The organism is Streptomyces sp. NPDC104367, from assembly GCF_055583825.1.
Genome location: NZ_JBVJND010000004.1, coordinates 239625 through 258511 on the forward strand (window position 1 = coordinate 239625; position 18887 = coordinate 258511).

Sequence of the window (18887 nt, forward strand, 5' to 3'; positions counted from 1 at the left end):
GACCTCCCCCATGTCTGAGACCCAGGAGAACGCCGCGGGCAAGTGCCCGGTCGCGCATGACCGCGCACCGCACCCCACCCAGGGCGGTGGCAACCGCCAGTGGTGGCCCGAGGGGCTCAACCTGAAGATCCTTGCCAAGAACCCCGCCGTCTCGAACCCCCTCGACGAGGGCTTCGACTATGCCGCGGCGTTCCAGGCCCTCGACCTCGCGGCCGTGAAACAGGACATCGCCGAGGTGCTCACCACCTCGCAGGACTGGTGGCCGGCCGACTTCGGCAACTACGGCCCGCTGATGATCCGGATGGCCTGGCACAGCGCGGGCACCTACCGCATCAGCGACGGCCGCGGCGGCGCCGGCGCCGGCCAGCAGCGCTTCGCCCCGCTCAACAGCTGGCCGGACAACGGCAACCTGGACAAGGCCCGCCGTCTGCTGTGGCCGGTGAAGAAGAAGTACGGCCAGGCCCTGTCCTGGGCCGACCTCATGATCCTCACGGGCAACGTGGCGCTGGAGCAGATGGGCTTCGAGACCTTCGGCTTCGCCGGCGGCCGCGAGGACGTCTGGGAGCCGGAGGACGACGTCTACTGGGGCCCCGAGAAGGTCTGGCTCGACGACCGGCGCTACACCGGCGACCGTGACCTGGAGAACCCGCTCGGCGCGGTCCAGATGGGCCTCATCTACGTCAACCCGGAGGGCCCCAACGGCAACCCGGACCCGATCGCCGCGGCCCGCGACATCCGCGAGACGTTCCGCCGGATGGCGATGAACGACGAGGAGACCGTCGCCCTCATCGCCGGTGGCCACACCTTCGGCAAGACCCACGGTGCCGGTCCCGCGGAGAACGTCGGCGCCGAGCCCGAGGGCGCGCCGATCGAGCAGCAGGGCCTGGGCTGGAAGAGCACGTACGGCAGCGGCAAGGCCGGCGACGCGATCACCAGCGGTCTGGAGGTCATCTGGACCACCAAGCCCACCCAGTGGAGCAACGACTTCTTCAGCATCCTCTTCGGCTACGAGTGGGAGCTGACCGAGTCCCCGGCCGGCGCCAAGCAGTGGGTCGCCAAGGACGCCGAGGCGATCATCCCCGACGCCCACGACCCGTCGAAGAAGCGTCTGCCCACGATGCTCACCACCGACCTGTCGCTGCGCTTCGACCCGATCTACGAGCCCATCTCCCGCCGGTTCCACGAGAACCCGGAGGTGTTCGCGGACGCCTTCGCCCGCGCCTGGTACAAGCTGACCCACCGTGACCTGGGCCCGAAGTCCCTGTACCTCGGCCCGGAGGTGCCCGAGGAGACCCTGCTGTGGCAGGACCCGCTGCCGCAGGCCGAGGGCGAGGCCGTCGACGCCGCCGACGTGGCGGCCCTGAAGGCCAAGCTCCTCGACTCGGGCCTGACGGTCCAGCAGCTCGTCTCCACCGCCTGGGCGTCGGCCTCGACGTTCCGCGGCAGCGACAAGCGCGGCGGTGCCAACGGCGCCCGCATCCGCCTGGAGCCGCAGCGCGGCTGGGAGGCCAACGACCCCGACCAGCTCGCCCAGGTCCTGCGTGTCCTGGAGGGCGTCCGGTCGGAGTTCAACTCCGGCGCCAAGAAGGTCTCCCTGGCCGACCTGATCGTCCTCGGCGGTGCCGCCGCGGTGGAGAAGGCCGCCAAGGACGCCGGTGTCGACATCGAGGTGCCCTTCACCCCGGGCCGTGTCGACGCCACCGAGGAGCACACGGACGCCGAGTCCTTCGCGGCCCTTGAGCCCACCTCGGACGGCTTCCGCAACTACCTCGGCAAGGGCAACCGCCTGCCGGCCGAGTACCTGCTCCTGGACCGCGCCAACCTGCTCGGCCTGAGCGCGCCCGAGCTGACCGTCCTCGTCGGCGGCCTGCGCGTGCTCGGCGCCAACCAGGGCGGCTCGAAGCACGGCGTCCTCACCGAGACCCCGGGCGTGCTGACCAACGACTTCTTCGTCAACCTGCTCGACTACGGCACCGAGTGGAAGTCGACCTCCGAGGACCAGACCACCTTCGAGGGCCGTGACCTCGCCACCGGCGCGGTCAAGTGGACCGGCACCCGTGCCGACCTGGTCTTCGGCTCCAACTCGGAGCTGCGCGCGGTGGCCGAGGTCTACGCGAGCGACGACGCCAAGGAGAAGTTCGTGAAGGACTTCGTCGCCGCCTGGACGAAGGTCGCCGACGCGGACCGCTTCGACCTGGTCTGAGTCAGCGGACTCGTCCGACCCGACGAGCCCGGCGCACGACGCCCGGGCCGGCCCACCGGCCGGCCCGGGCGTCGTCGTCATACGGCCGCGCCCGCCGTCGCGCGTCCTCACGGGTTCTCGCGGGTTCTCGCGGGTCCTTCTGCGTCCTCGCGGGTCCTCGTGCGTCCTCGTGCGGTCGGGCCGCGCCCGGCGGCCGCGGCTTCACGGGCCGTCCCCGTGGGTTGCTGCACATCAGCGGTTCTTCACCCCACCACGACCACGCCGCCCGCCGTTCACGCGGCCTTCGCAGACTCTGCACGTCCCGAGTCACCCCCCGTCCGGCCGCCAGCGGGAGTCTGCAGCATGAGCCACGGTCACAGCCACGACCACGGTCACCGCCACCATCACCACCACGCGGACGGAGCCGACGCCCCGTCGCTGCCGCCCGCCCTCGATCTCTCGGTCCCCGACGAGGAGCTGACGCCCGGCCAGCTCTCCCGCCGCTCGATGCTGCGCCGCACCGGCCTGCTCGGCGCGGGCCTCGCCGCCGGCAGCGTCCTCGGCGGCGCGGGCCAGGCCGCCGCGGCCTCCCCCGCCTCCGCCCTCGCCCACGGCGGCGGCCGGTCCGGCGGCTACCTGTGGCTGGCCGGCGACCACCACATCCACACCCAGCACAGCTCCGACGCCAAGTACCGGGTCATCGACCACGTCCGGCAGGCCAACGCGCACGGCCTGGACTGGATGGTCATCACCGACCACGGCAGCGAGACCCACGCCAGGATCGGCGTCGAGAAGGTCAACCCGGACATCGTCGCGGCCCGTGCCCAGATCGACGACACGCTGGTCTTCCAGGGGCTGGAGTGGAACATCCCGGCCGCCGAGCACGGCACCGTCTTCGTCCACCCCGGCAAGAACGAGGTCGCCGTCCTCAAGGAGTTCGAGACCTCCTTCGACGGCGCGGTCAAGGGCGCCACCGCGGGCAACGCCACCAACGAGGCGCTGGCCGTCGCGGGTCTCAACTTCCTCGCCGAGCAGGTCCAGCGGCGCAAGGTCAAGGACGCCCTGTTCCTCGCCAACCACCCCGCGCGCAAGGGCATCGACTCCCCGCACGAGATCCGCGCCTGGCGCGACGCCCAGCCGTCGATCGCCGTCGGCATGGAGGGCGCCCCCGGCCACCAGGCCGGCGGTCTGCCCAAGCCGAACGGCCCCGGCTCGGCCCGCGGCATCTACGACAACAGCCCGAGCGCCGACTCCTTCGCCGCCTACCCCCTGGAGAGCTACCGCACCTGGGGCGGCTTCGACTGGATGACCGCCACCGTCGGCGGCCTGTGGGACAGCCTGCTCGCCGAGGGCAAGCCCTGGTGGATCACCGCCAACTCCGACTCCCACAACGTGTACGCGGACACCGCCGTGCGCGGCCCGAACAGCGACTTCAACGCCAACGGCCGTTACGAGGACCCGGTCTACGGCGGTGCCGTCAGCCTCACCGACACCGACTTCTGGCCCGGCCAGTACTCCCGCACCCATGTCGGCTCCGCCTCCTTCTCCTACCAGGCGGTCATGGACGGCATCCGCGCCGGCCGCGTCTGGGTGGACCACGGCGGCCTGATCAGCGGCCTCGACGCCCGGCTGCGCTCCGGCTCCCGCGCGGTCACCCTCGGCGACGTGCTGCACGTCAAGAAGGGCAGCCAGGTCGACCTGGTGGTCGAGATCAGCCTCGCCAACGGCCCCAACTGGGCGCAGTTCGTGCCGAGTCTGGCCCGCGTCGACGTCATCCAGGGCGATGTCACCGGCGCGGTCTCCGACAAGGACACCTTCGCCACGCCGTCCACCAAGGTCGTCAAATCCTTCGAGGTCGGCAGGTCGACCGGGTCGGTCCGGCTGACGTACTCCCTCGGCCGCCTCGACAGGCCGGTCTACGTCCGGCTGCGCGGCACCGACGGCAACCGCTCGGCGGTCGGCATCAACGGCGCCGCCGTGGACCCGGCGGGCCCGGCCGTCGACGTCCTCGGCGACGCGGACCCGTGGAAGGACCTCTGGTTCTACTCCAACCCGATGTGGGTCCTGCCCGCATGACCTTCCCGCACCGCACCTCCGGCGTCCGCCCCGTCATCGGGGTGGACGCCGGTACGGCGACCCCGCGCGAGGCCGACCACCTGATCCACCGGCTGCTGGCACGACTGGCGCTCACGGACGACGTGTTCGCCTGCACCCACCTGTTCCGCACCGACGAACGCCGCGGTACGACGGTCTCGCTGGCCGTCCCGGACGCGGACGCGGTGTGGCGGGCGCTGCCGGCGGCGGTGCCGGAGGGCACCGGCCTGGCGCTGGGCGACCGCGCCCACGGCCCGGCCGCGGCGGTGGACACCGCACGGCTGGCGGCCGCCGCGCCGCGCACCTCCGGCCGCGCCGTCCTCTACCCGGGCGTGGCGTGTCTGACCGGCACGGTCACCGTGGCGGACATCACCGACCGCACCGCCATCGGGCGGCTGGTCGTGATGGGCGCACCGGGCGCCGAACTCCCGCCCACCGCACGGGTGATGACCCAGGACCACGTACGTCCGGAGTGGCGTGACGGCGTCCTCACCCTCACCCTGGTCCCGGCGGCGGGCGGACTGCTGGCCCCCTTCGAGGTCCCCGACCCCACCCCCCCTGCTGCGCGGACCACGCCTGACGCCACTGCCCGGCGAGGCGCCTGCCCGCCGCGGGGTGCCGACTCGCAGCCTCCCTAGTGACATGCTCTGGTCAAATCTGTCAGTCTTCTGTGTCGTAACGCGTGACCCGTGGCCGCTCCCCGGCGCACCCCTGCCGGGCGGGCGGCCTCAGAGCAGACCGGTATCCCGGTCGCCGTAAAGGAGTTTCGTGTGAGAACCACCCCCCACAGAACCGTCGCCGGCTGCGTGCTCGCCGTCGTGGCACTCGCCGCGGCCCTGCTCCCCGGCGGCACCGCCACGGCCGCCGAGGCGGCGTGCACCTCGTCCCAGCTGATCACCAACGGCGGTTTCGAGAGCGGCACTTCACCCTGGACGCAGTCCTCGACCAGCGTGATCACCAGCCGCACCGGCCAGTCCGCCCACGGCGGCGGCAGCTTCGCCTGGCTGGACGGCACCGGCGCCACCCACACCGACACGCTCTCGCAGAGCGTGACCGTCCCCTCGGGATGCGCCGCCACCCTGACCTTCTGGATGCACGTCGACACGGCCGAGACGACCGGCTCCACGGCCTACGACAAGCTCACCGCGAAGGTCGGCAGCACCACGCTGGCGACGTACTCCAACCTCGACAAGAACACCGGCTACGTCCAGAAGTCCTTCGACGTCTCGGCGTTCGCCGGCCAGACCGTGACCGTCGCCTTCACCGGCACCGAGGACTCCAGCCTCCAGACCAGCTTCGTCCTCGACGACATCGCGCTGGACACCTCGGCCGCCACCACCCCGGGCGACACCACCCGCACCCCGGCCGCGCCGTCGTACACCGTCAGCCTGACCAGCAACACCGCCGGCACCAGCTGGACCGGCCACGAGAGCGTGACCTTCACCAACGCCTCCGCCACCGCGCTCGGCGAGATCTACCTGAGGCTGTGGGACAACTACCACGGCACCTGCTCGGCCCCGCCGATCACCGTCAGCAACGTCACCGGCGGCACCGCGGGCGCCCTCTCCGTGGCCTGCACGGCCCTGGAGATCGCCCTGCCGACCCCGCTGGCCCAGGGGCAGAGCACCACGGTCGGCTTCGACCTCGGCATCACCGTCCCCAGTGGCGCCGACCGCTTCGGCTACGACGGCTCGTTCAGCATGATCGGCAACGCGCTGCCGGTCCTCGCGGTCCGCGACGGCTCCGGCTGGCACCTGGACCCGTACACCAACAACGGCGAGTCCTTCTACTCGCTGGCCGCCGACTTCCAGGTGACCCTGGACCACCCCAGCACCCTGCTGGTCCCGGCGACGGGCACCTCCGTCGACACCGTCGGCTCCAGCGGCCGTACCGTCACCACCGCGACCGCCTCCCAGGTCCGTGACTTCGCCTGGGCGGCCGGGCCGTTCACCAAGATCTCCGGCACCTCCACGGGCGGCGTCCCGATCAACATCTACTCCGTCTCGGGCATCAGCAGCTCCAGCGCCCAGTCGATGCTCACCACCGCCAGGACGGCCGTCGACGCCCACGCCGGACGCTTCGGGGCCTACCCGTACGGCGAGCTGGACGCGGTCATCGACAACAACTTCTGGTTCGGCGGCATGGAGTACCCGGGCTTCGTCCTGGACCTGGTCAGCACCACCGCCCTCACCCACGAGATCGGCCACCAGTGGTGGTACGGCATCGTCGGCGACGACGAGTACAACAGCCCCTGGCTGGACGAGGCGTTCACCGACTACGCCACCGACCTGGCTCTCGGCAAGACCGGCACCAGCTGCTGGAGCAGCGTCTCCTGGGCCTCGTCCGACGAGAAGATCACCAACTCGATGGCGTACTGGGACGCCCACTCCTCCCGCTACTCCACCGTCGTCTACAGCTACGGCAAGTGCGCCCTGCACGACCTGCGCCGCACGATCGGCGACACCGCGATGGCCGACCTCCTCAAGAACTACGCCACCGCCCACTGGTACGGCGTCTCGACCACCGCCGAGTTCAAGGCGGCGGCCCAGGCGGCCACCGGCACGGACCTGACCTCGTTCTGGACCACCCACCGCATCGAGGGCTGACCCGCCCCGCGCCGGGGGCCGTACGGCGGAGGGCGACGCACCGTGCCCCCGCCGTACGGCCCCCGCGCGCAGCGGGGCGCCTCACCCGGGGCTCTGCGCCGGCTCGGTCGGCTCCGACCGCTCCGACGGCTCCGGCGTGGCGCCGCCGGGCGAGGGCTCCGGTTCGTCGAGTTCGCGTGCCGCCGCGGTGAGTTCGGAGCGCAGCCAGCGGTGAGCGGAGTCGTAGGCGAACAGGGGGTGCCACTGGAGGGTCTGGGTGAAGCGCGCGGACCGGCCGGGCAGGCGCAGCACGCGCACGTCCGCCGCGGGGGCGAGCTTCTCGGCGAGGCGGCGCTGGACCAGGGCGATGCGGTCGGTGCCCGCGACCAGGAACGGCAGCGGCATGAAGCCGTCCACGACGGTCACGACCGTCGGCCGGACGCCGCGGTCCGAGAGGTACTCCATCGCCGGGGTCCGGGCGGTGGCGCGGTCGTGGGCCAGCACCCAGGGCAGCGCCCGCAGGTGCGCCCGGGTCAGCCGCTCGCCCACCGCGGTGTTGTCGCGGGCGACGACGCAGACCCACTCGTCGCCGAAGAGGTCGGTGCTCTCCGCGCCGCCCACCGCCTCGCAGGGCAGCAGCAGGCCGTCGACGGCCTTGAGGAGGTCGCCCGAGTTGTCGACCACCGCGTCCACGGCCACCTCCAGCCGCACCGCGATCCTCGGCGCCCGTGTCGTCAGACGCCGGGCGAGCACCTCGCCGAGGACCGCCGCCGAGTAGTCGGAGGCGATCAGCCGGAACTCGCGGGTGGACGTGCCCGGGTCGTACAGGGTGGACACCTCGAACACCCGGCCGACGGCCGACAGGGCAGGTCCGGTGTGGGTGATCAGCTGGGCCGCGAGCGGCGTCAGCTCGTACTGCTTGCCCGTCCGGTGCAGCAGTTCGTCGCCGAAGTGCTGACGCAGCCGGGCCAGCGCGCCGCTCGCCGCGGGCTGGGTGATGCCCAGCTTCTCCGCGCTGCGCGTGACGTTGCGCTCCCGCAGCAGCACGTCCAGCGTGACCAGCAGGTTGAGATCCAGGTTGCGCATCGTCTCGTAGGGCACGTCGGGTCTCGCTTCGCATGGTCGTCCGGCCCGTGGCGTGCCGCCGGGACGGTGCTGGCGCGGGCGCCGGCCGGGCTCGGTCGGCGATCACGATCCTGGTACCCCGGACACGGATTGGAAAGGGACCCGGGTATCAGTCAACGATATGGCATGCATTCGATTTCATGGCTGCCGATGATGACGTCGGGCTCCCCGCCGGGCTCCCCGCCACTCTGCCCGCCGGGCTCCTGGCCGAACGGCAGGTAGGCGCTGCCCAGCCCGGCGGCGACCCGCCGTACGGTCTCCCGCAGCCAGCGGTGCGCCGGGTCGGCGTGCCGGTTGTGGTGCCAGTACATCGCCTCGACCAGCGGTACCTCGGGGAACGGCGTCGGTACGGCGGCACAGCGCGCGAAGCCCGCGTAGTGACGGGCCAGCAGCTCGGGCACCAGGGCCACCAGGTCCGTGCCGGCGACCAGGAACGGCAGCGTCGTGAAGCCCGGCGCGCTCACCTGGACCCGCGGTGTGATGCCGAGCGTCTCCAGCTGGCGGTCGGCGTGCGTGAGCTGCTTCCCGAAGGCGGACGCGGCGTGCGGCATCTCGGCCAGGTCGCGCAGGGTGAGCCGGCCCTTGGCCAGCCGGGGGTTGTCGGGGTCGGCGATGCACACGTACCGGTCCCGCATCACGGCCTCGCTGACCCCGGGCAGGTGGAAGCCGAGCGGCACGATCATCAGGTCGCGGGCGCGCAGGTGCGACTCCGACTCCGGCCGGCCCTCGACGATCGGGTACACGTCCAGGCGGATCCCGGGCGCCTCCTGGGCGAGGGTCCGCAGCAGCGGCTCCACGAGCACCGTCATGACGTAGTCCGACATCACCACGGAGAACTGCTGGGTGCTGTCCGTCGGGTCGAAGCGCCGGGTGAGGGAGAGCGCCTCCTCGGCCTGGTGCAGCGACGCCTGCACCACCGGGAGCAGCTGTTCGGCGAGGGAGGTCAGCTCGTAGTCCCGGCCCACCCGGACCAGCAGCTCGTCGTTGAAGTGCCTGCGCAGCCGGGCGAGCGAGCCGCTCATCGCGGACTGGCTGATGGCCAGGCGGCCACCGGCGTGCGTGACGTTCTTCTCCTCCAGCAGCGCCTCCAGCGCCACCAGCAGGTTGAGATCGATCGCTCCCAGGCCCATCGGACGTCCCCTTCCGGCCGCATCCTCGCGGCAGCAGTGGTCCGGAGCGTAACCACCCCGCTCGCCACCGGAAAAGGCCTGGACGGGAACTCGTCGGGATCCGGCGGCGGACCCCCGGCCCTGCGGAAATGGGCACGTCAAGAACGGTGGGTCCCCGCACCCGCACGGCCGTGCCGCCACCGGCGCAGGCATGGGACACGGCGATGCCAGGTGATACGAGGCATCGGCAACGCCTATTTCCGCCCTCCGCTCCGGCTGCCTGGCGTCAGGGGGCGAGCAGCCCGGTGCGACGGGGGCGGGACGCCCCCTCGCCTCCCTCGGCAGACCGAGCCGTCCGGAAACGAGTAGGAGCCGCTTGCCCATGTCCGCACCGCACACCGGCCGTCCCGGCCCGACCATGCGTTCGCGTGTCCGCGTCACCGTCGGGCAGCACCACCGCCCGGCCGCTCGGGGTGGGGTGGTCATGGAGGTTCCCCGCTTTCCCGCGGGTGCCGTGCTGCCCCCAGGGCGCCGGTGGAGCGCACTTGACCGTCCCGTGCGGCGACTGATCCGAAGGCGGCCTCCGCCGTGGTGGGTCAGGAGGCCGCGACCGCGAGGCCGAAGCCGATCAGCACGACACCCGTGGTCCGCTCCAGCGCCCGGCGCACCCGGGGCCGTTCCAGGACCCGCCGGGCCCGGGACAGCAGCAGGACGCAGCCGCCGAGCCAGGCGAACGTCAGGGCGACGTGGAGCAGGACGAGCAGGGCCATGCCCTGGACCGCGGGCAGGTGCGGCGGGGCGAGGGCCGGGAGCAGCCCGGTGTAGGAGACGGCGACCTTCGGGTTGAGCAGGTTGGTGACCAGGCCCGTCCGCCAGGCGCTCCCGGCCGTCGGCCCCGGTGCCCGCGCCTCGGCGGGCGCGGTGCCGCGGTGCCGCCACAGCGCCTGCGCACCCAGGAACACCAGGTAGCCGGCGCCCAGCAGCCGGACCGTCAGATACGCCGTGGGGGAGGCGGCCAGCACCGCGGCGAGCCCGGCCGCGGTGAGCGCGCCCCAGACCAGCAGGCCGCTCGCGATCCCGGACACGGTGCGCAGCGCGTCCCGGGAGCCGGCCGCGAGGGCACGGCGGGTGACCACCGCCATGTCCGGGCCGGGTACGACGGTCAGCAGACCCAGGACGGCCACGGCGGCCGCGAGACGGGTCAGCACGAGGCCGCCCCGGGGCGGGGGGATCGGTTCACGCACCAAGGGTCCGACGCCCGACCGCGGTCGGTCCAGCACATGTTTCCGACCCATACACGTCAGGAAAACCGATGAACGGCCCCGCGCGGGAACACCCTGTGCCCGGGCCGTCGTGCCGTGCGCGGGTCCGCCGCGAGAAGATCGGCCGTGACCGACGTGTCCATCCCGGAAGGAACCGACGAGATCATGTGCGTCACCGAGGCCCGCGATCCGGCGGAGGCGTCCCGATGAACGACGACGTCCTGCTGCACACCACCGGCCGGGCCGGGCACATCACCCTGAACCGGCCCCAGGCCATCAACGCCCTGTCGCACCCCATGGTGCTGCGCATCGCCGAGGCCCTCACCGCGTGGGAGCACGACCCGGCCGTCGAGACCGTCGTCATCACCGGCGCGGGGGAGCGCGGCCTGTGCGCGGGCGGCGACATCCGCGCCGTCCACGACGACGCCCGCGACGGCGACGGCAGCGCCGCGGCCGCCTTCTGGCGCGACGAGTACCGCCTCAACGCCCGGATCGCCCGCTACCCCAAGCCGTACGTCGCGCTCATGGACGGGATCGTGATGGGCGGCGGCGTCGGCGTCTCCGCGCACGGCCGGGTCCGGATCACCACCGAGCGGTCGCGGATCGCCATGCCGGAGACCGGCATCGGGTTCGTCCCGGACGTCGGCGGCACCCGGCTGCTCGCCCTCGCCCCCGGCGAACTGGGCACCCATCTCGCCCTGACCGGCGCCCGGATCGGCGCCGCCGACGCGCTGCTGTGCGGACTCGCCGACCACTTCGTGCCGTCCGCCGCGATCCCCGCGCTCCTCGCCGACCTCGCCGGCCTGCCCGTGCCCGAGGCGCTGGCCCGGCACGTACGGTCCGCTCCCGAGGGGGACCTGGCCGGCCGGCGGGCGTGGATCGACGACTGCTACGCCGCCGACACCGTCGAGGAGATCCTGCGGCGGCTGCTCACCCATGGCGACCCGGCCGCCAAGGAGACCGCCGAGACCCTGCTCACCAGGTCCCCGACCGCCCTCAAGGTCACCCTCGCCGCCCTGCGCCGCGCCCGGCGCCTCGGCTCGCTGGAGGAGGTACTCGACCAGGAGTACCGCGTCTCCTGCGCCGCCCTGTCCACCCACGACCTGGTCGAGGGCATCCGCGCGCAGGTCGTCGACAAGGACCGCCGGCCCCGGTGGTCGCCGGCCACCCTCGCCGAGGTCGCCGACGCCGACGTGGAACGCTTCTTCGCCCCGCCCGGGGAGGGCGGACCGGGCCTCACCGCGCCCCGGTGAGCCGTACCGGCGGCCGCCCGCCAGGCCCGAGACGAAGATCACGCCTGGTGGGGCGGTCTTGGCCGTGCCCCTGACACGCGGTACGGTCGGTCCGATATCGACGACGGCGAGACGGAAGCCGGTGGGAATCCGGTACGGTCGCGCCACTGTATGCAACAGCCCCTGGGTGTTTGCGAGTCAGACCCGTGGCCGTCGTCCTGTGCACCACCGAGATGGGACGCGAACTCCCAGAGGAGGTCCTGCCATGGCGCAGACCGTCGCTCCGCCGACCGCCGGCACACCCGCCGTTCCCGCCAAGCTCCCGCTGTCCGCGATAGCTCCGTGGGCGGTCTTCTTCGGCATCCTGATGCTCGTCCTGCTCTACTTCGTCGGCGCCGAGCAGGGCGCCACCTCCGTGTTCAGCGGCACGGACGTCCACGAGTGGGTGCACGACGCCCGCCATCTGCTCGGTTTCCCCTGCCACTGACGCGAGGGACGCCGCACACCCCATGAACTCCGCAACCGTAAGAAACCTCCTGGTACGTGGCATGCTCGCCGGTCTCGCCGCCGGCGTGCTCGCCCTGGTCGTCGCCTACCTGCTGGGCGAGCCGTCCGTCGACAGGGCGATCGGCTTCGAGGCCACCCACTCCCACGAGCACGAGACGGAGGCCGTCTCCCGCTCGCTCCAGTCCACCGCGGGCCTGGCCACCGGTGTGCTGGTGTACGGGGTCGCCTTCGGCGGCATCGCCGCGCTGGCCTACTGCTTCGCCCTGGGCCGCGTCGGACGCTTCTCCCCGCGGGCGACCGCGCTGCTGCTGTCCGGCTGCGCGCTGCTCGCCGTGTACGTGGTGCCGTTCCTCAAGTACCCGGCCAACCCGCCGTCGGTGGGCGACCCGGACACCATCGGCAGACGCACCACGCTGTACTTCCTGATGATGCTGCTCAGCGTCCTGCTGGCGGTCGCCGCCACCATCCTCGGCAAGCGGCTCCGACCGCGCCTGGGCACCTGGTGGGCCTCGGCGGCCGCGGTCCTCGCGTTCGCCGTCGTCATCGGGCTGGCCTACCAGTTCCTGCCGGTGGTCAACGAGGTGCCGGCGGACTTCCCGGCCGCCCTGCTGTGGCGGTTCCGGCTCTCGGCGCTCGCCATCCAGCTGGTGCTGTGGACCGGATTCGGGCTGCTCTTCGGCGAGTTGGCCGAGCGCGTCCTCGACCCGAAGCCGGCGAGGGCGCCCTCCGCCGCGCGGACGGCGACAGCCGCCCGCTGAACCACCCGCGAGGGCCCTCCGCAACCGTCCGGGGGCCCTCGCGGTTTCTCCCCGGCCGCGCGTGTTCTACGCGCCGGCCGGCGGGTCCGCCTTCACCGACAGTTCCGTCGAGCCCTTGAGGGGCAGCGAGAGGGAGCGGAAGCCGGAGGCCGGGTCGCGGATCCAGTCGAGGTAGTCGGGCTCGGCGTTGTCGTTCATCACCAGAGCGCCCGGCCGCAGTTGGGGCGCGACGATCTCGATCACCTGGCGGGCCAGGGTGGGACCGGAGCCGCCCGGCCAGCCGTCGATGAGCGCGAAGTCGACCGGCCCGCCCAGGTCCCGCAGTGTCTCCCGGGCGTCCCCGACCCGCAGGTCCACCAGGTCGGCGAGGCCGGCCTCGGCGAGGTTGCCCAGGGCGGCGGCCGCCTTCTCCGGGACGATCTCGGAGCCGATCACCGTGCCGCCGCCGTTGTCCCGGACCGCGGCGGCGAAGTAGAGCGTCGACACCCCGAGCGAGGTGGCGAACTCGACGACCCGCCTGGCACCGATCGCCCGGCAGAGCAGATAGATCAGGTCGCCCTGGGCCGGATGGATCGAGAAGCCGATGTCGGGGAAGGCGTGCGGATCGTGGTGTCCGCCCCGCGGGCCGCCCCCGGCGGGACGGCGCCGTTCGCCGCGGAGCCGGTCGAGTACGGCCTGGACCCGTGGGTCCCGCAGTGGTCCGTCGGCGTGCTGGGTCGACATGTGTGAACCCCTCGATTCCGTCCGGTCTCTTTCATCGATACGGTCTGAGTAGTATCACGATATATCGATTGCCTGGTTCTGTGGGAAGCGGGCGGCAAGCGGCTGTGAACCGGCCGTGTCTTCCGCGTCCGGCCGGTGCCGCACTCGCGTCCCGCGCGCCCGACAGGGAAAGATGGGCGGCGAGCGATCGATCAACAACTGCGGAGGAATGCACTCATGCCGCATGAGCGAGCGGGCCGGCCGGCGGCTCCCGAGGACCTCGTCGACGTGGCCCGGCTGGTCACGGCCTACTACACGCTGCACCCCGACCCCTCCGACCCCGCCCAGCGGGTCGCGTTCGGCACCTCCGGCCACCGCGGTTCGTCGCTGACGACCGCCTTCAACGAGGACCACATCGCGGCCACCAGCCAGGCCATCTGCGAGTACCGCACCGGCCAGGGCACCGACGGCCCCCTCTTCCTGGGCGCCGACACCCACGCCCTGTCCGAGCCCGCCAAGGCCACCGCCCTGGAGGTGTTCGCCGCCAACGGCGTCACCGTCCTCGTCGACAGCGCCGACGGCTACACGCCCACCCCCGCCGTCTCGCACGCCGTCCTCACCCACAACCGGGGCCGCACCACCGGCCTCGCGGACGGCGTCGTCGTCACCCCCTCGCACAACCCGCCCGCCGACGGCGGCTTCAAGTACAACCCGCCGAGCGGCGGCCCCGCCGCCTCCGACGCCACCTCCTGGATCCAGGACCGCGCCAACCGGATCATCGCGGGCGGCATGAAGGACGTCCAGCGCATCCCGTACGAGGCCGCGCTCGCCGCGCCCACCACCGCCCGCTACGACTACATGGGCACCTACGTCGACGACCTGCCCAGCGTCCTGGACCTGGACGCCGTCCGCGCCTCGGGCCTGCGCATCGGCGCCGACCCGCTCGGCGGCGCCTCCGTCGACTACTGGGGCCGGATCGCCGAACGGCACGGGCTCGACCTCACCGTCGTCAACCCGTACACCGACCCCACCTGGCGGTTCATGACGCTGGACTGGGACGGCAAGATCCGCATGGACTGCTCCTCGCCGTACGCGATGGCCTCGCTGATCGAGAAGCGGGACGAGTTCCGGGTCGCCACCGGCAACGACGCCGACGCCGACCGGCACGGCATCGTCACCCGCGACGCCGGCCTGATGAACCCCAACCACTACCTCGCCGTCGCCATCTCCTACCTCTACCGCCACCGCGAGCAGTGGGCGGCGGGCGCGGGCGTCGGCAAGACACTGGTCTCCTCCTCGATGATCGACCGCGTCGCCGCCGACCTCGGCCGCCAACTGGTCGAGGTGCCCGTCGGGTTCAAGTGGTTCGTCGACGGACTGGTCAGCGGGGCCATCGGGTTCGGCGGCGAGGAGTCGGCCGGCGCCTCCTTCCTGCGCCGGGACGGCTCGGTGTGGACCACCGACAAGGACGGCATCCTGCTCGCCCTGCTCGCCTCCGAGATCACGGCGGTCACCGACAAGACGCCCTCCGAGCACTACGCCGACCTCACCGCCCGCTTCGGCGAACCCGCCTACGCCCGCATCGACGCCCCGGCGACCCGCGAGGAGAAGGCCCTCCTCGCCAAGCTCTCCCCGGCCCAGGTCACCGCCGAGACCCTGGCGGGCGAGGCGGTCACCGGCGTGCTCACCGAGGCGCCCGGCAACGGCGCGGCGATCGGCGGCATCAAGGTGACCACCCGGAACGCCTGGTTCGCGGCCCGCCCGTCCGGCACGGAGGACGTGTACAAGATCTACGCCGAGTCCTTCGAGGGCCCCGACCACCTGGCCCGGGTCCAGGAGGAGGCCAGGGCGGTGGTCGACGCAGCGCTCGGCGGCTGACCGGGCTCCCGCCGGTCCCCGGTCAGGTCGCGACGGTGCGCCGCCGCGACCGGGGCCCGGCGAGTTCCGCGGCGGCCCGGCGCGCGTTCGCGGCGAGGTGGGCCGAACCCCAGTCCCGGGCGGTGCGTTCGGCCAGCGCGTAGCACTCGGCCGCCTCCCGGTCCGCGCCGAGGAGCCGGTGCAGATCGGCGAGGGCGTGGGCGAGGGGACGGCCCGCGTAGGCCGCCCCGGCCGCGCCCGCGAGCTGCTCGCGCAGCGGCCGCAGATGCCCGAGGAGGGCCTCTGCCGCCGCCCGGTCGCGGTGCAGCACCGCCAGCTGGGCCCGGAAGTCGAGCTCCAGACCGTAGAGATGGTCCTGGAGCGGTTCCGGTGGGACGGGTACGGCCAGGGACTCGTCGAGCCGGCCCAGGCGGGCCAGGACCAGCGCCCTCGCCACGGCGACCGGGCCGCCCGCCGACTCGTGCACCGCGCGCACCAGCGGCTCGGTCTCGGCCACCCGGTCCTGGGCGAGCCGCATGCTGATCAGCCCGAGCGTGCGCAGCCCGGTGGCGTGGTGGGCGCCGACCCGCTGGAGCAGCGCGTCGGCCTCGGCGTACCCGGCCTCCGCCGCGTCGAACCGGCCGGTCACCACCGCCAGCATGGCGGAGGTCGCCGCGCTGAGCCCCTGCGCCCACACCAGCCGGTAGCGGCGGGCCAGGAGCAGACCCTCCGCCGTGTGCCGCCGCACCGCGGCGGGGTCGTTGCGGGCGGCGGCGGTCATCGCGTCCAGGTGCTCGCAGACCCAGCGGTAGGCGGGCAGGTCGTGCTCGCGGGCGAGTTCGCGCAGCTCCGCGGTGAGCGGTGGCCGGGCGGCGGCCCGGGCCTCGTGCGGGAGCAGCCGCGCCGAGGTCATCAACGCGGCCGCCATCAGCCGGGGTTCGCCGTCGGCGCGGGCCAGCGCGAGCTGGGCGCCGGCCGCCGCCACGGCCCGGGGCGCGTCCTCGGCGGCCACCGCGTCGACCAGGACCTGGAGGAGCCGGGCACGGGTCGGACCGTCGAGGCCGGGACCGGACGCGAGCCGGTCCAGACGGGCCACGGCGGCCCGGTCGTACGGTCCTTCGAGCCGGCTGCGCCACGGCGTGGGCTCGGTCCACGCCGCGTAGACGGCGGCCACCAGGTCGCCCCGGTCGGCCTGTTCGGCGAGTGCGACGGCCCGCTGCCGGGTGCGCCGGGCGGCGTCGGTGGCGCCGGTGCGCACCTGCGCGCCCAGCAGCCGTACCAGCAGCTCGATCAGCCGGTCGGGCGGCGCGTCGTCGCCGGTGGCCGCGGTGTGCGTGTCGATCGCCTGCTGGATCAGGGTGACGGCGACGTCGTGGGCGTAGCGCCGTTCGCCGTCCTCGGCGGCCCGCAGCGCGTAGTCGACCGCGAGCGGGGCGTCGGCGGCGCTGCCCGAGCGGGCGAAGTGATGCGCCAGGGCGGCGAGTTCGCCGGGGCGGTGGCGGCGCAGCAGCCGCGCGACGCGGGCGTGCAGCCGGGCCCGCCGTACGCCGGACAGGTCGGCGTAGACGGTGTCGCGGACCAGGGCGTGCACGAACCGGACGCGGCCGGGCCCGGGTTCGGCGAGCAGGTCGGCGGCGAGCGCGGCGTCGAGCCCCTCCAGCACCTGTTCCTCGTCCGCCTCGGCGGCGTCGAGGAGCAGCGCCACCTCGGCCTCCAGCCCCAGTACGGCGGTGAGCTGGACGACGGACCGCGCGGACGCGGGCAGCAGCGCCAGGCGCCGGCGCAGCACGTCCCGCACCCCCTGGGGGACCTCGGAGACCGCCACCAGCGCGCCCTCGTCGGCGAGCAGCCGGGCGCTCTCCAGGACGTAGAAGGGGTTGCCGCCGGTGCGCTCGGCCAGGGCCGCCACGGTCGCCGGGGCCACGGGCGTCCCGCAGACGGCGGCGACCAGGGTGGCGGTGTCCTGCGGGGGCAGGCCGCCGAGCGCGATCCGGTGCGGGGCGCCCGGGGCCAGATGGGCCAGGGTCTTCAGGAGGTGCTCGTCGACGTCGGCGGGGCGGTAACCGGCGATCGTGAGCAGCGGCACGCCGGTGACGGCGGCGGCCGCCTCGACCAGGGCGAGGGTCTCGGCGTCCGCACGGTGCAGGTCCTCCAGGAGCACGGCGAGGGGCTCCTCGCAGGCCGCGGCGCGCAGCCAGGCGGCGAAGGCGCGGTGCATCCGGAAGCGGCCGGCGGTGGCCTCGTCCCGGGTCGGGACGGCCGCGCCCGCCGACTCCCGCAGCAGGACGGCGAGTTCGTCGGGTCTGGCCGGCGGCACCGCGCGGGCGAGCGCGCCGAGCGCCTCCGCCCAGGCCCAGGCGGGCGGCGCGCCCTCGTACTCCGGGCAGCGGCCGATCACCACCCGCCAGCCGGCCGCCCGCAGCCGGGCCGCGGCCCGGTCGAGGAACGCGGACTTGCCCGCACCGGCCTCCCCGGTGACCAGCACGACACCGCCCGCCTGCCGGGCGGCCCGCGCGGCGGTGTCCACCGCCCGCAGCTCCGCGCCCCGGCCGATGAACAGACCGCGCCCGGTGCGCACGGGCACGTCGGCCACGGGCTCCGGCACGGCCGCGCGCAGCACGTCGAGCCGCCCGTGGAGCACGGCGTGCTCCAGCCTGCGCAGCGCGGGCCCCGGATCGCAGCCGAGCTCGTCGCGGAGCACGGCGCCGGCGCGGCGCAGCGAGGAGAGCGCGTCGGCCTGCCGGTCGCAGCCCCACTGCGCGAGCGCGAGCAGCCGCCAGCCCTCCTCCCGCAGCGGAGCGTCCCGGACCAGGACCTCGGCGTCGGCCGCCGCCTGCGCCGCCCGGCCGGTGCGCAGGTCGGCGGCCACGGCGAGTTCCCGGGCCTCGGCGCGCAGCCCGGTCAGCCGGGCCACCTCGGTGGCGGCCCACTCCTCGTCCGTGTGCTCGGCGAAGGCCGGGCCGTGCCACCAGCCGAGCGCCTCGGCGAGCAGCCGCCGGGCCTCCTCGGCCGGTGCCCCGCGGGCGCGCCCGACCCAGGTCTCGAACCGCCAGGCGTCCACCGCGTCGCCGGGCAGCCTGAGCGCGTACCCGGGCGGGGCGGTGACCAGCACGGTGGCCGGTGCCCGCGGCGGACGCCCCGGCTCCAGCGACCGGCGCAGGTTGGAGAGATAGGCGTGCAGGGACACGGTGGCCTTGGCCGGCGGCGCCCCGTGCCACAGCGCGTCCGCCATCTTCTCGACGGGGACGACACCGCCCCGGGCCGCGATCAGCAGGGCCAGCACGGCGCGCTGCCGCGGGGCACCCAACTCGACCGGTGTCCCGGCGACTTCGGCACCCAGCGGACCCAGGACTCGCAAACGCAGCACGGCCGGGGAATCTACCCGAGTGCCGCGTCGATCCCGTCAACAGACGATAAACGCGCAGACGTCGAGGGCCGCCGGGCCGGTCGCCGGGCGGATGCCGGGCGGATGCC

The 18887-nt window shown here is 73.8% G+C and carries 13 protein-coding genes and 1 riboswitch; of the genes, 8 read left to right on the plus strand and 5 right to left on the minus strand.

What is annotated here, in order from left to right:
• The first annotated feature begins 10 nt into the window (after positions 1-10).
• From katG to ACZ619_RS08355, 4 genes are all read left to right on the plus strand, one after another.
• Positions 11-2203 carry a catalase/peroxidase HPI gene (gene katG, locus ACZ619_RS08340; protein ID WP_469595737.1) on the plus strand — a complete coding sequence of 731 codons (2193 nt, stop codon included), beginning with the start codon at positions 11-13 and terminating at the stop codon, positions 2201-2203.
• Positions 2204-2545: 342 nt separating this feature from the next.
• On the plus strand, positions 2546-4258 hold the full coding sequence (locus ACZ619_RS08345; protein ID WP_469595739.1) for a PHP domain-containing protein: 1713 nt from the start codon (positions 2546-2548) through the stop codon (positions 4256-4258).
• Positions 4255-4914: a hypothetical protein gene (locus ACZ619_RS08350; RefSeq protein ID WP_469595741.1), complete on the plus strand. Its 660-nt coding sequence runs from the start codon at positions 4255-4257 to the stop codon at positions 4912-4914. The genes ACZ619_RS08345 and ACZ619_RS08350 overlap by 4 nt, the downstream gene beginning before the upstream one ends.
• Positions 4915-5046: 132 nt before the next feature.
• Complete coding sequence (locus ACZ619_RS08355; RefSeq protein ID WP_469595744.1) at positions 5047-6882, plus strand: M1 family metallopeptidase; 1836 nt, start codon at positions 5047-5049, stop codon at positions 6880-6882.
• Between the two features lie 81 nt (positions 6883-6963).
• Here ACZ619_RS08355 and ACZ619_RS08360 read toward each other — a convergent pair whose 3' ends face one another.
• The 3 genes from ACZ619_RS08360 to ACZ619_RS08370 form a co-directional block, all read right to left on the minus strand.
• Entirely contained in the window at positions 6964-7962 is a 999-nt protein-coding gene (locus ACZ619_RS08360; protein WP_469595746.1) for a LysR family transcriptional regulator, read from the minus strand.
• A 137-nt stretch (positions 7963-8099) separates the two neighbouring features.
• Positions 8100-9116 (minus strand): LysR family transcriptional regulator, encoded by a 1017-nt coding sequence (locus ACZ619_RS08365; RefSeq protein ID WP_469595749.1) that lies wholly within the window; start codon positions 9114-9116, stop codon positions 8100-8102.
• A 575-nt stretch (positions 9117-9691) separates the two neighbouring features.
• Positions 9692-10303, minus strand: coding sequence for a LysE family translocator (locus ACZ619_RS08370; RefSeq protein ID WP_469596048.1), 612 nt, complete (start codon positions 10301-10303; stop codon positions 9692-9694).
• Between the two features lie 260 nt (positions 10304-10563).
• Between ACZ619_RS08370 and ACZ619_RS08375 the strand changes: the two genes are divergently transcribed.
• The 3 genes from ACZ619_RS08375 (at position 10564) to ACZ619_RS08385 (ending at position 12854) form a co-directional block, all read left to right on the plus strand.
• Complete coding sequence (locus ACZ619_RS08375) at positions 10564-11610, plus strand: enoyl-CoA hydratase/isomerase family protein (protein WP_469595751.1); 1047 nt, start codon at positions 10564-10566, stop codon at positions 11608-11610.
• Positions 11611-11679: 69 nt separating this feature from the next.
• Positions 11680-11818: riboswitch (cobalamin riboswitch) on the plus strand.
• Between the two features lie 36 nt (positions 11819-11854).
• The gene (locus ACZ619_RS08380) at positions 11855-12076 is read left to right on the plus strand and encodes a CbtB domain-containing protein (protein ID WP_469595754.1); all 222 of its coding nucleotides are present in this window, start codon (positions 11855-11857) and stop codon (positions 12074-12076) included.
• Between the two features lie 22 nt (positions 12077-12098).
• On the plus strand, positions 12099-12854 hold the full coding sequence (locus ACZ619_RS08385; RefSeq protein WP_469595756.1) for a CbtA family protein: 756 nt from the start codon (positions 12099-12101) through the stop codon (positions 12852-12854).
• A 66-nt stretch (positions 12855-12920) separates the two neighbouring features.
• Here the strand turns inward: ACZ619_RS08385 and ACZ619_RS08390 are convergent, their stop codons facing one another.
• Positions 12921-13577, minus strand: a complete 657-nt coding sequence (locus ACZ619_RS08390) for an O-methyltransferase (RefSeq protein ID WP_469595759.1) — start codon at positions 13575-13577, stop codon at positions 12921-12923.
• Positions 13578-13793: 216 nt separating this feature from the next.
• Between ACZ619_RS08390 and pgm the strand changes: the two genes are divergently transcribed.
• The gene (gene pgm / locus ACZ619_RS08395) at positions 13794-15434 is read left to right on the plus strand and encodes a phosphoglucomutase (alpha-D-glucose-1,6-bisphosphate-dependent) (protein WP_469595761.1); all 1641 of its coding nucleotides are present in this window, start codon (positions 13794-13796) and stop codon (positions 15432-15434) included.
• A gap of 22 nt (positions 15435-15456) precedes the next feature.
• On the opposite strand, the gene ACZ619_RS08400 is transcribed toward pgm, so the two are convergent.
• Entirely contained in the window at positions 15457-18780 is a 3324-nt protein-coding gene (locus ACZ619_RS08400; protein ID WP_469595763.1) for a BTAD domain-containing putative transcriptional regulator, read from the minus strand.
• Positions 18781-18887 lie beyond the last annotated feature (107 nt).